Genomic DNA, 12,463 nt, shown 5'->3' with positions numbered 1-12,463 from the left:
CAGACCAGATGTGAAACCGGAGGGGGCCGGAACGCCGTCTTGACGCAGGTCACGCAGGCTTTACCGGCTAATCACCCGATCGGCGGCGACCGTTCCCGTGTTTCCCACCGCTCGTCTCACTGGGTGATATTCGTGCCGACGCAAGCACCCGGAAAACGCAACCGCCGCTGGTCCCCCTGAGGGAACCAGCGGCGGTGAGAGCGCATGCGGGGCTTACTTGCCGCGCTTCCTGCGCTGAACCCTGGTCTTGCGCAGCAGCTTGCGGTGCTTCTTCTTCGACATGCGCTTGCGGCGCTTCTTGATGACCGAGCCCATGCGGGATCCTTAGCTCTAGACGTTGCTTTGACTGGCGCGCCCCAGCCTTGGCCGTGTCAAGCACGGCGCGCCGGTAAGCACGATCGGCCTACCAGTCTACCCGCTGGGGTTCGCCAGTCTTCAGCCGCCGTCAGCCAGCGTCGAAGTACGCGTTCTCGAGGTAGGCGTGGACCGCCTTCTCGGGCACCCGGAACGACTTGCCGACCCGCACGGCGGGCAGCTCACCGGAGTGCACCAAGCGGTACACGGTCATCTTCGAGACCCGCATCATCGAGGCCACTTCAGCCACGGTCAGGAACTGGACCTGAGCGAGACCTGTTCGTTCGTTCTCCTTCGCAGGCATGTATCACCGCATCCTTCGACACGTGTCGTGCCGTCGGTCTTCCCCACCGACGGTTCGACACGCACGTGCTCTCTTGAGAGTAGCGGGACTGGTGTGACTCCTGCGACGTCCAAGCGAGGTGAGCTTCTGTCAGTCTTCGTGCTGACGGCCCAGCTCGACCGAGCGATCGCGCGCCGATTCGATGGCGGCCAGCAGGGCAGCGCGGACGCCGTGCTTCTCCAGCTCCCGGATCGCCATGATGGTCGTTCCCGCAGGTGAGGTGACTGCCTCCCGCAGGATGACCGGGTGCGACGAGCCCTCGTTGAGCATCGTCGCGGCGCCCACCGCGGACTGGATGATCAACGTGGAGGCCAGGTCGCGCGGGATGCCGAGCAGGATGCCCGCGTCGATCATCGCCTCGACCAGGAAGAAGAAGTAGGCAGGACCCGAGCCGGACAGGGCCGTCACCGCGTCCTGCTGCGACTCCGGCACGACTGCGACCTTGCCCACGGTCGAGAGGAGCTCCTCGACGACCTTGAGATGCTCGGGCGTGGCGTTGGAGCCGCCGGAGACCGCGCTCATGGCCTCGCCGACGACCATCGGCGTGTTCGGCATGACCCGCACGACCGGCGTACCGGCGGGCAGCCTGCGCTCGTACAACGACGTCGGCAGCCCCGCGCACAGCGAGACGATCAGCGTGCCGGCGCGCAGCACCGGCCTGAGCTCGGTGAGCAACGGCTCGATGTCCTGCGGCTTGACCGCGACGATCAGCACGTCGGCCTTCTCGGCCGCGCCGGCGACCGTCACGGCCTCGAACCCGTACTGCTCGGTGAGCGAGCGCGCACGGGCCTCGTGCTTCTCCGTGAACATCAGATCGGCGGCCGACCGGCCACCCTGCAGAAGCCCGGACAGCAGCGCCTCACCGATCTTGCCCGCGCCGAGCACCGCGATCTTCGTCATCGGTCAAGTCTCACACAGCAGGCGTCAGTGCCAACTGCCGTGCCTGGCACACCAGCCGGCCCGCCGAGTCGATGACCGTGGCGTCCTCGTCGAACCACTGCCCGTGCACCGCCTGGCAGGTCACGTGGATGCGCAGCCAGCCCGGCGCCGGCCGTGCGCGCAGCAACGCCGTCAGCTGCACCGTCGGCGACCACCCGAAGCGGCCGAGGTTGAACGTCACCGGCATCGACAGGTCGCCCGCGAGCAGCGCGAAGTACGGGTCCGGCTGCTCGTCGATCGGCCGTGCCCACAGCTTCAGCGTGAGCGGACCGTCCGTGCGCCGGTCGAGGAAGCTCGCTGACTCCCGGTCCACCCGCAGGTCGCACAGGCTGCCGACCTTGTAGATGCCACCGGTCGGGAACGTCGCCAGCTCCACCGAGCCGGGCGGCGGCGTGGCGGGGATCGGCGGCAGGTTCACGTAGTCGGCGCGGTGCTCGGGGATCCGTCCCGTGGTCACCGAGGCCTCGACGCACACCTGGCCGCGTTGTTCCAGGGTCACCGCGACGACCGTGGCCGTCCGCCCCGCTTTGCGAATGTCGGTCCTGACCAGCACCGGCCCGACCTCGGGCGCGCGGAGGAACTGCGCGGAGACCGCGAGCGGATCGCCGTCCGCGACCTGGGAGGCCGCGCGCGTCATCACCGCGAGGAGGAAGCCGCCGTGGGGTTTCGGGCCGACGGTCCACTCGGCGGGCAGGGACGCCGTGAACGTTCCGTCACCGAGCGACCGGACCGCGCTGGACTTGGTGAAGGTCATGAGCGGCTGGCCAGCGACCGCAAGAAGAAAGTCACGTTGGCAGGCCGTTCTGCTAGTCGCCGCATGAGATATCCGTACCACTGCTCGCCGTAGGGGACATAAACCCGAGTGCCCAGACGCCGCTGCTCCTCGGGCCGGATGCCGTAGAGCATCTGGTACTCGAAGTCAGTTTTGTCATACCAGCGCGCCCGCTCGCCGATGATCTCGATCAGCCGCGGGTCGTGCGTGGCGAACATCGGATAACCCTCTCCAGCGAGGAGAACGTTGAGGCACCGCACGTAGTTCAGATCGACCTCGTGGGGGTCCTGGATCGCCACCTCCGGCGGCTCCGCGTAGGCCCCCTTGACCAGCCGCACCCTGCTGCCGGGCCCCGCGAGCTGCTTGCAGTCGTCGAGCGTCCGGTGCAGGTACGTCTGCAGCACCGCGCCCACCCACGGCCAGCTGCGCCGCAGCTCGTGCAGCACCCGCAGCGTCGAATCCGTGGTGGTGTGGTCCTCCATGTCGAGCGTCACAGTCGTCCCGCACTGCTCGGCCGCGGCACAGATCCGGCTGGCATTCGTCAGGGCGAGCGACTCGTCGAGCGACTGTCCAACTGCGGACAACTTGACGCTGACTTCGGCATCGTTGGACAGCCCAGCGGCGTGCAGCGCGTCGAGCAGCTCCAGGTACGCCTGGACGGTCTTCTCGGCCTGCGCCTTGTCTTTGGTGTCCTCGCCCAGGTAGTCGAGCGTCACCGGCAGGCCGAGGCCCCGCACCACCTCGACGGCGTCGGCCGTGGTCTCGCCCGCGACGAATCTTTTGACCACATCTCGGCTGATGGGCGCGTTGGCGACGAGGTGGCGGACAGTCTCGTTGCGAGACGCGGCCATGATCAACGCTCGCAGCGGGTTCACACCACGAACCCTAACCCGGACTCACCGCGGCAGTGCCGAACGACCCTTGCCGGAACCGCCCTCGGTCGGCCAGTCCAGGTGCAGCCGCGCGAACAGCAACGACTCGGCCAGCATCTCCCTGCGCGCCGCCGGAGTCGCCGCCCGCCGGGTGTTCACCTCGAGCACGACCTGCCCGTCGAACCCGCCGCGCGCCAGCATCTCGCACAGCTCCGCGCACGGCTGCGTCCCGCGTCCCGGCACCATGTGCTCGTCCTTCGGCGCACCGGACCCGTCGGCGAGGTGGATGTGCCGCAGTCCGTCGCCCATCCGCTTCGCCAGCTCCAGCGCGTCCATGTGCGCGGCGGCCGAGTGCGACAGGTCCAGGGTGTAGTTGCGGTGTCCCACGTCGGTCGGGTCGACGGACGGTTTGAACGCCGTCATCTCCACCGAACGCCCACGCCCCAACGGCCGGCGCACGGGGAACATATTCTCGACCGCGATCGCGATCCCGCTCTCGTCCTCCAGGGACGACACGAGCTCGGCGAACCCGTCCGCGTACTTGCGCTGCCACCGGAACGGCGGGTGCAGCACGACTGTCGGCGCGCCCAGGTCCTGCGCGGCCTTCACGGACTTGCGCAGGCGCTCGGCCGGGTCCGGCGACCAGACCCGTTGCGAGATCAGCAGGCAGGGCGCGTGCACGGCGAGCACCGGCATGCCCCATCGGGACGACAGGCGGTCGACCGCGCGGATGTCCTGCGACACCGGGTCGGCCCACACCATCAGCTCGACGCCGTCGTAGCCCAGTTCGGACGCGATCTCGAACGCCGCTCCGGCGGGCTGCGGGTAGACCGACGCCGTGGAAAGCCCGACCGGGATGCGGGCGGTCAACTCTTCACCAGCAGCATCGCCGCTGGTGAGACGGTCACGATGAGGCCCACGAGCACGGCCAGGACGGTGGTTTGGAGGTCGTCCGCTCGGCGGATCTTGCGAACCAGCAACACCAGACCCACGGTAACCGCAAGCGCCACGACGAGTGCGGCCGCGGGTGCGGAGCGCCACAGGAAGTTGAAGGCGAGCCACAGGGCAGCGCCGCCGAGCACGCCGACGGCGAGCTGGCCGATCATGATCAGCCATTCCTTGCCGGGCGAGCGGTCCGGCTCCTCCTCCGGCTCTTCCGAGACCTCGTCGGCGTCGTCGAGACCGGCCGGACCCTCGTCCTCGTCCTCTTCGTCGTCCGAGAGGTAGTCGTCCTCGGCGCGGTAGACGGCGTACTCCTGCGAGTCGTCGTCGTCCACGTACGGGCCTGCGTGGGCCGCGGTCGACTCCATCGGCGGCATGGACAGGTCCGTCTTGACGTCCATCTCGTCATCGGCGAACCAGGCGTCGGGCTGGTTGCCCGGCAACGGCTCCGGCAGCTTCGGCGGGGCGGGCGGCACGATCAGCACGGACTCGGTCTCGAGTGCGGCGATCTGGTCCACCGGCGCCTTGGCCGGGATGCGCGGCAGCTGCTCCGTCATCGCCTCACGCGGCGGCGGGCCCTGCGGACCCGGCTTGTGGACCGGCGCCGGCATCTGCACCGACGGCGGCACCGGCTTGGGCGGCCGGGTGATGTTCGTGCGCGACGGGGGCGCCGGCGGAGCACCGGCGTCCAGGCGCGAGCTCACGTCGGGGCGCGGCATGTCCGAGCGCGACGGCGCCTCGGGACGGGCGGCCTCCGGACGGGGCAGGTCGGCACGCGACGGCTGGTCGCGAACCTGCGGAACCTGCCGGGTCTGCTCGGCGGCGGCCTGGGGTGGTGCGACGGGTGCCGCGGGAGGACCAGGTCTGCGCACCTGCGGCGGCTGGGCGGGCGGCACCACCGGTTTCGGCTGGTAGGCGGTGCGCTCGGCAGCGGGAGGCTGCGCGGCGGGAGGCTTCGCGACCGGAGGAGCCGGAGGTTCGGGAGCCGCTCGACGGCCGGTCGGTGCCTGGTCGTCGTCGCGGATCGCCATCAGCCGGCCGCTGTCGGACAGCACCCGCTCGATGATCGTCTGGGGCGCGGTCTCCGGCTGCTGGACGTCGTCCTCGTCGTCAGCCGCCCGGCGGCGTCGCCGACGTGGCGCACTCTCTGCGCTGCCCCCGTACTGGGCGAGCAGCTCAGCGACAGTGCGCTGCGTCTGGTCCGATCCGCTCTCTCGACTCATCAACTCCACCGTGCCCCGGTCTGACCGTGACGTCCAGTATCGCTCGGGTCTGTTCCATCAGTGTGGTCCAGCCGCCGAAGGATGACACCCTCCCGGAGTGCCCAGGGGCAAATCTCCAGCTGCGTGAGTGACAGGGCTCGCATCGTGGCCTCCGCGACCAACGCACCCGCGACGAGCTGATGCGCGCGAGACGTGCTCACACCTTCCAGCTCGGCCAGGTCGTGGGCCGACATCCGGGAAATGAACGCGATCAGCTGCCGCAGGCCCGCGTCGGTGAGTACGCGGCGTGCCCTGGGCCCGGCAGACGATGGCGCGGCCCCGGTGAGCCGCGCCAGTGTTCGGAAGGTTTTTGAGGTCGCAACCACCCGATCGGGTTCACCCGCGCGTTTCAGCTTCCGCGCGACGGGCGCGAGCTGCTCGGCGAGCCATTCGGTGGTCTCGCGGACCTCCGAGCGCCGGGGCGGGTCCTTCTTGAACCGGGTTCGCGTCAACCGGCCCGCACCCAGAGGCACGGAGAAGGCCAGATCGGGGTTCTCGTCACGACCGACGGCGAGCTCCAGCGAGCCGCCGCCGATGTCCAGGCTGAGCAGCTTGCCCGCGGACCAGCCGTACCAGCGGCGGACCGCGAGGAAGGTGTACTTCGCCTCGTCCTCTCCGGACAGGACCTTGAGCTCGACCCCGGTCTCGGTGCGCACCCGGTCGAGCACCTCCGAGGAGTTGCCCGCCTCGCGCACCGCCGAGGTCGCGAACGCCATCAGGTCCTCGCAACCGGACCGCTTGGCCGACGCCTTCGCGGCGGCCACGGCTCGAACCAGCTGGTCAGCACCTGCCTTGGAGAGCTGCCCCTTCTCGTCCAGCTGCTCTGCCAGACGCAGGATCGTCTTCTCGGACGTCATCGGAATCGGGTGGGCACCACGATGCGCGTCCACCACCAAGAGGTGGACGGTGTTGGAACCCACGTCGAGAACGCCCAGGCGCACGCCGGAAACGGTACCTGGTCGTGTCCGTCAGGACTCGAACTTGTAACCGAGACCCCTCACGGTCACCAGGTGCCGCGGAGCCGACGGGTCCGGTTCGATCTTCGAGCGCAGCCGCTTGACGTGCACGTCCAGCGTCTTCGTGTCACCGACGTAGTCCGCGCCCCACACCCGGTCGATCAGCTGACCGCGGGTGAGCACCCGGCCGACGTTGCGCAGCAGGTACTCGAGGAGGTCGAACTCCTTGAGCGGCAGGCTGATGTCCTGACCTGCGACGGTGACGACGTGGCGTTCCACGTCCATCCGCACCGGACCGGCCTCGAGGATCTGCGGGAGCAGGTCCTCGGACTCGCCGCCGCGGCGCAGCACCGCGCGGATGCGGGCGATGAGCTCACGGGCCGAGTACGGCTTGGTGACGTAGTCGTCGGCGCCGAGTTCGAGGCCCACGACCTTGTCGATCTCGCTGTCGCGCGCCGTCACCATGATCACGGGGACGGCGGAGCGCTGCCGCAGCTGCTTGCAGACGTCCGTGCCGCTCATGCCGGGGAGCATGAGGTCGAGCAGCACGATGTCGGCGCCGTTGCGGTCGAACTCCTCCAGCGCCTCCTGGCCGGTGGCCGCGAGCGCCGCGGTGAACCCCTCCTTGCGCAGCAGGAAGGCGAGCGGATCGGCGAAGGACTCCTCGTCCTCCACGATGAGCACCCTGGTCACAGCTCTCCTCCTGAGTCACCCGCACCAGTCGGCACGAGAGTCGGGTTGGGCTCGGTCGCCGCGGCCGGCAGCCGCAGCGTGAAGGTGGAACCCGTTCCTGGCAGGCTCCACAGCTTCACCTCGCCGCCGTGGTTGGCGGCGACGTGCTTGACGATCGCGAGCCCGAGACCGGTGCCTCCGGTCGCGCGCGATCGAGCCTTGTCCACGCGGTAGAACCGCTCGAAAACCCGGCCCTGCTGGTCTTCGGCGATGCCGATGCCGCGGTCGGTGACGGCGATCTCGACGTGCCCGTCCACCAGGCGGCGGCTCACGCTCACCGGACTGCCGGGCGGCGAGTACGCCACAGCGTTGTCCAGGAGGTTCGTCAGCGCCGTGACCAGCAACGACCGGTCACCTGGCACGACGAAGCCGCTCGGCTCGTCGGTGGTGATCGAGATGTTGACCGACTCGGCGGCGAGCTTGGACCGCGACAGCGCCTCGTTGATCACGACGTCGATCTCGGTGTCGGACAGCTCTGGCAGCTTCTCCGCGCCCTGCAGACGGGACAGCGCGATCAGCTCGGTGACGAGCACGCCGAGGCGGGTCGCCTCCTGCATGATCTTCGCGCTGAACCGCCGGACCTCGTCCTGGTCGTCGCTCGCGTCCAGCACGGCCTCCGCGAGCAGTGCGAGGGCGCCGACCGGGGTCTTGAGCTCGTGGCTGACGTTGGCCACGAAGTCGCGGCGCGTCTTCTCCAGCCGCACGGCCTCGGACTCGTCGCTCGCGTCCACGACCGTGAAGCCCTCGGTGAGCAACCGGACTTCGGCGTGCACCGCGGCGGGCTGGCGGCCCTTGGTGCCCTCCGGCGGCGAGACGTCGACGTAGACGACCTCGTTGCTGTTGCGGACGGCCTCCGCGGCCTTGCGCGCGCGGTCGTCGACGCGGTTGTTGCGGACGACCCCGAGCTCTTCTGCTCTCGGGTTGTGCAGCACGACGTCACCGAAGTGGTTCAGCACCACGATGCCGTCGTGGGAGTCCTGGACGATCCGCTGCATGAGGTCCGCGACCGTCAGCCCCTCGGGGGCCTTCGGGCGGCGGGGAGCGGTGAACCTGCCAACGAAGAAAGCGGCGATCACGCCGATGAGCGCGAGGCCGATCGACACAGCGAGGTAACCCGTTGTGGTCACGGGCGAATGGTAAGCATCTCTCCGGTGTCCTGGCCTAGTACGTGAGCGTGAACCGTGACGCCCGCGACACCTGAGTGGACGGTTGTTCCCGCCCTGGTCAGACCCTGTTCACCCAACCGTGATGCTTCTATTGCACGCGGGGGCCTTTCGTTTGCTTCAGCCAAACGAAAGGCCCCCGCGTGACGTTCAGCGACCCTGGTTCGCGACGGCCGCGATGGCGTCCTTGGCGGCGTCCGGGTCGAGGTATTCGCCGCCCGGCTTGAGCGGCTTGAGGTCCTCGTCGAGGTCGTAGCGCAGCGGGATGCCGGTGGGGATGTTCAGGCCCGCGATGGCCTCGTCCGAGATGCCGTCGAGGTGCTTCACGAGCGCGCGCAGCGAGTTGCCGTGCGCGGCCACGAGCACGGTCTTGCCGGTGCGCAGGTCCGGCACGATCGCCTCGTCCCAGTACGGGAGCATGCGCTTCACGACGTCGAGCAGGCACTCGGTCAGCGGCAGGTCGGGGCCGAGGTCCGCGTAGCGCGGGTCGGTGTCCTGGGAGTACTCGCTGCCGGGCTCGATGGGCGGCGGCGGGGTGTCGTAGGACCGGCGCCAGAGCATGAACTGCTCCTCGCCGAACTCCTCCAGCGTCTGCTTCTTGTTCTTGCCCTGCAACGCGCCGTAGTGACGCTCGTTGAGGCGCCAGTCGCGGCGGACCGGGATCCAGTGCCGGTCGGCGGCGTCGAGCGCCAGGTTGGCAGTCATGATCGCCCGGCGCATCAGGCTGGTGTGCAGGATCTCCGGCAGCACACCGGCTTCGCGCAGCAGCTGGCCGCCGCGGCGGGCCTCCCGCTCGCCCTTCTCCGACAGGGGAACGTCCACCCATCCGGTGAACAGGTTCTCCGCGTTCCACGTGCTCTCGCCGTGGCGGAGCAGCACCAAGGTTCCGACAGACATGGCAGCTAGCCTGCCATGCCGACCCTCCTGCCGTACCCCGGCCGGTCACCGTGATCCACGCCATGTTCCTGGTCGGCGCAGACGTGGATCTCCATGCCGTCCGGGTCGTTGAGGACAAGCAGCCAGCCGATGCTGCGGTCGAGGTCGGTCACCCGAGGGCGAGCAGGCCATGCGCGCCAACTGCCTGACGCTCGCGGAGGCACTGGTTGGAACGAGCGAGGTGCGTGAGGAGCTCGACGCCGACCGTGTGGCGGACGTGCTAACGACCACGCTCTCGCCGCACGTGTTGCAGATGATCGGCTGGCCAGCCGATCGCTGTCGCGACTGGCTGGCCAGCACACTCCGAGCTTCGCTGCTCAGGCCTGTTCGCGTGCCCTGAGGTCCTTCCGGAGGATCTTGCCGGCGGCCGACTTCGGGATCGCCTCGATGAACTCCACCACGCGGACCTTCTTGTGCGGCGCCACGTGCGCGGCCACGAACGCCATCACCGCGTCGGCGTCCAGGGACGAGTCGGCCTGCCGCACCACGAACGCCTTCGGGACCTCCTCGCCGTCCGCGTCGCGCACGCCGATGACCGCCGCGTCGGCGATCTCGGCGTGGGTCAGCAGCACGGCTTCGAGCTCGGCCGGCGGGACCTGGTAGCCCTTGTACTTGATCAGTTCCTTGACGCGGTCGACGATCGAGACGACGCCGTCGGCGTCGATGACCGCCACGTCGCCGGTGTGCAGCCAGCCGTCGTCGTCGATGGTGGCGGCGGTGGCCTCGGCGTTGTTCAGGTAGCCCTTCATGATGTTCGGGCCCTTGCACCAGAGCTCGCCGCGCTCGCCCACGCCGACGTCCTCGCCCGTGGCGGGGTCGACCAGGCGGCACTCCAGGTTGGGGATGATCACGCCGACGGTGCCGATCGAGATGTCCTCGCGGCCGTCCGGGATGGCGTGGCTGACCGGCGACATCTCGGTCATGCCGTAGCCCTGCGCGATCTTGCAGCCGATGCGCTTCTTCACGGCGTCGGCCAGGTCCTCGTCCAGCGGCGCCGCGCCGGAGAAGAGCATCTTCATCGCGGACAGGTCGTACTTGTCGACGATCGGGTGCTTGGCCAACGCGACGGCGACCGGCGGCGCGATGTAGACGCGGTCGGTCTTGTGCTCGGCGATCACGCGGAGGAACTCGGGCAGCTCGAACTTCGGCAGCGTCACGACCACACCGCCGATGTACAGGCCGTTGTTCATCAGGACCTGCATGCCGTAAATGTGGAAGAACGGCAGAACCGCAAGAATTCGCGTGTGCGGACCCACATCCGAAAGAATTGGGCCGCATTGCACGAGATTCGCGACGAGGTTGCGGTGCGTCAGCATCACACCCTTGGGCAGCGCGGTCGTGCCGGACGAGTACGGCAGCACGGCGATGTCCTCGGCCGGATTGATCGACACCTCCGGCACCGGGTGGTCGTTCGCCAGCAGCTCGCCCAGCGACGGGTAACCCTCGGCGCCGTCCAGCACGACGACGTCCGTGACGCCGGCCTTCGCGGCGCCCGGGGCGGCGTTCGGCAGCAGCACGGACACCGTGAACAGCATCTTCGCGCCCGCGTCGTGCAACTGGTGCGCGACCTCGTCGGGCGTGTAGAGCGCGTTGATCGTGGTCGCCGTGGCGCCCGCGCGCAGGATGCCGTGGAAGACAACGGCGTAGTACGGCGTGTTCGGGCTGAGGATGCCGACCACGTCGCCCTTGCCGATGCCGCGCGCCGCGAGTGCGGCGGCCATGCGGTCGATGGCCCCGGCGAGCTGCCCGTACGTGAGCGACGCGCCGGACATGCCGTCGATCAGCGCAACCCGGTCCGCACGGTCGGCGATGTCGCCGAACAACAGCTGGTGCAGCGACACGTCAGGGATCTCGACGTCGGGGAACGGACTGCGAAAGACCATGCGGCGACCTCATTCACTCGCTGTACACCCAGCCTGTGGGCTCATCGTGAGCCAGCCCACTGAACAGGTCAAGGACCGCTCGATCGCTACAGATACGTTACTTAGCGCGCCTAAATACACTCGAATGGAGTAATACAAGCACTTGTGAACGCAATGATGTATCTGAGAAGTTGATACCGCCTCCGCGAGTCGGCTCCCACGCTTACTGGACGAGCGCGAGGCACCGAGCGCGGTTCGTCATCCCCCGTCGAATCGCGTGGCCCGCTTGGGATCCGCAGGCTCCCCCCGTCCACGGATCCACTGCAGCGGGGACCTTTGACGCGGGACGGCTCGATGCGACTCCCCCTCTCTCCCGAGCCGTTCCGCGCATCACAAAGGACCACTCTGAGTAGATCTTGATCAGGCTGCTTCGTTCGTTCGGGTGACACGCTTCCGGCGCCGCAGCACGTAGATCACTCCCGCCACGGGCAGCGCGAGCACCAGCAGGAACGGCAGCAGCGCGCCGATCACCACGGTGATCCCCCTGAGCACCTCGACGAGCGCGTCCCACCCGCCGAGGAACGCACCGGCGAATCCGGCCTTCTCCGGTTCCGGCGGAGCGATCGGAGTGGTGCTGACCTGCACCGTCAGTGTCGCCAGAGCCACCTTGCCCTTCAACGACTCCGCGCGTCGCTGCATCGACTCGAGCTCGGCCTGCCGCTTGGTCAGCTCGCTTTCGATCTGCGCGATCTCCGCCGTCGTCCCGGCACGGTCGAACAGCACCCGCAGCCGCTCCACGCTGGCCTTCTGCGTCGCGATGCGGGCCTCGGTGTCGACCAGCTGGTCGGTGACGTCCTCACTGCGCACCTCGCTGCGCGTCACCTTCCCGATGCGCTTGAGGTCCCCCACGATCCGATCCAGGTCGGCCGACGGCACGCGCACGGTCACCGACCCGCGCTGCTCGGTCGAGTTCTCCTGCCCCGCGAACCCGCCAACGGCCTGCGCCCGGTCCTTCACCTCGCCGATGGCCTTCAGCACGTTGTCGCTGACCAGGTCGACGGTGGCCGTGCGCACCAGCTGACGTTCCTGCTGCTGCACCGGCTGCACGGCCGCCGGTGCAGGTGCGTTCTCCTGCCCCGGCTTCTGTGGCGCGACGTTCTCCTTCGCCACCTGCGGCGTGGCGGCGTCGTACGCCGCCGACCCGCTCGATTCCTTCGAGTTGCTGCACCCAGCGGTCACCAGGGCCAGCAACGCGACTCCCACCCACAGCACTGGTCTGCCCATGCCGATCAGACGGCTCCGGGCAGACCAGGGGTTGCCGACGAGATCC

General features: G+C 68.9%; 14 protein-coding genes. All 14 read right to left on the bottom strand.

Translation table 11 applies throughout. The features are described 5' to 3' along the window. Positions 1-213 precede the first annotated feature (213 nt). Positions 214-315: a 30S ribosomal protein bS22 gene (locus UK23_RS49930; RefSeq protein ID WP_015105422.1), complete on the bottom strand. Its 102-nt coding sequence runs from the start codon at positions 313-315 to the stop codon at positions 214-216. 130 nt (positions 316-445) lie between these two features. Next, the gene (locus UK23_RS02320) at positions 446-658 is read right to left on the bottom strand and encodes a helix-turn-helix domain-containing protein (RefSeq protein WP_030477960.1); all 213 of its coding nucleotides are present in this window, start codon (positions 656-658) and stop codon (positions 446-448) included. A 129-nt stretch (positions 659-787) separates the two neighbouring features. Further along, positions 788-1,597 (bottom strand): pyrroline-5-carboxylate reductase, encoded by an 810-nt coding sequence (gene proC / locus UK23_RS02315; RefSeq protein WP_045309664.1) that lies wholly within the window; start codon positions 1,595-1,597, stop codon positions 788-790. Between the two features lie 10 nt (positions 1,598-1,607). Continuing rightward, complete coding sequence (locus UK23_RS02310) at positions 1,608-2,390, bottom strand: thioesterase family protein (RefSeq protein WP_045309663.1); 783 nt, start codon at positions 2,388-2,390, stop codon at positions 1,608-1,610. After that, the gene (locus tag UK23_RS02305) at positions 2,387-3,283 is read right to left on the bottom strand and encodes a proline dehydrogenase family protein (protein ID WP_045309662.1); all 897 of its coding nucleotides are present in this window, start codon (positions 3,281-3,283) and stop codon (positions 2,387-2,389) included. Before UK23_RS02305 ends, UK23_RS02310 begins: the two co-directional genes overlap by 4 nt. 21 nt (positions 3,284-3,304) lie before the next feature. Beyond that, positions 3,305-4,150: a sugar phosphate isomerase/epimerase family protein gene (locus UK23_RS02300; protein WP_045309661.1), complete on the bottom strand. Its 846-nt coding sequence runs from the start codon at positions 4,148-4,150 to the stop codon at positions 3,305-3,307. Next, a complete protein-coding gene (locus UK23_RS53550; protein WP_052684302.1) occupies positions 4,147-5,445 on the bottom strand; it encodes a hypothetical protein in 1,299 nt (432 codons plus the stop codon). Before UK23_RS53550 ends, UK23_RS02300 begins: the two co-directional genes overlap by 4 nt. Then, positions 5,445-6,425, bottom strand: coding sequence for a Ppx/GppA phosphatase family protein (locus UK23_RS02290; protein ID WP_045309660.1), 981 nt, complete (start codon positions 6,423-6,425; stop codon positions 5,445-5,447). Before UK23_RS02290 ends, UK23_RS53550 begins: the two co-directional genes overlap by 1 nt. A 27-nt stretch (positions 6,426-6,452) precedes the next feature. After that, entirely contained in the window at positions 6,453-7,133 is a 681-nt protein-coding gene (locus UK23_RS02285) for a response regulator transcription factor (RefSeq protein WP_030477953.1), read from the bottom strand. Beyond that, positions 7,130-8,299, bottom strand: coding sequence for a sensor histidine kinase (locus UK23_RS02280; RefSeq protein WP_045309659.1), 1,170 nt, complete (start codon positions 8,297-8,299; stop codon positions 7,130-7,132). Before UK23_RS02280 ends, UK23_RS02285 begins: the two co-directional genes overlap by 4 nt. Before the next feature lie 186 nt (positions 8,300-8,485). Continuing rightward, positions 8,486-9,232 (bottom strand): phosphoglyceromutase, encoded by a 747-nt coding sequence (locus tag UK23_RS02275; RefSeq protein WP_045309658.1) that lies wholly within the window; start codon positions 9,230-9,232, stop codon positions 8,486-8,488. 5 nt (positions 9,233-9,237) lie between these two features. Next, entirely contained in the window at positions 9,238-9,384 is a 147-nt protein-coding gene (locus UK23_RS51200) for a hypothetical protein (protein ID WP_156212678.1), read from the bottom strand. 204 nt (positions 9,385-9,588) lie between these two features. Next, positions 9,589-11,154, bottom strand: coding sequence for a 4-coumarate--CoA ligase family protein (locus UK23_RS02265; protein WP_045309656.1), 1,566 nt, complete (start codon positions 11,152-11,154; stop codon positions 9,589-9,591). Positions 11,155-11,553: 399 nt separating this feature from the next. Next, on the bottom strand, positions 11,554-12,417 hold the full coding sequence (locus UK23_RS02260; RefSeq protein ID WP_045309655.1) for a DUF4349 domain-containing protein: 864 nt from the start codon (positions 12,415-12,417) through the stop codon (positions 11,554-11,556). Between the last annotated feature and the right edge of the window lie 46 nt (positions 12,418-12,463).

The sequence above is a fragment of the Lentzea aerocolonigenes genome (genome assembly GCF_000955955.1).
In the GTDB taxonomy this organism is placed as follows: domain Bacteria; phylum Actinomycetota; class Actinomycetes; order Mycobacteriales; family Pseudonocardiaceae; genus Lentzea; species Lentzea aerocolonigenes_A.
Note: the sequence above shows the minus strand (reverse complement) of the source record. Positions and strands in the feature narration are given on the sequence as shown.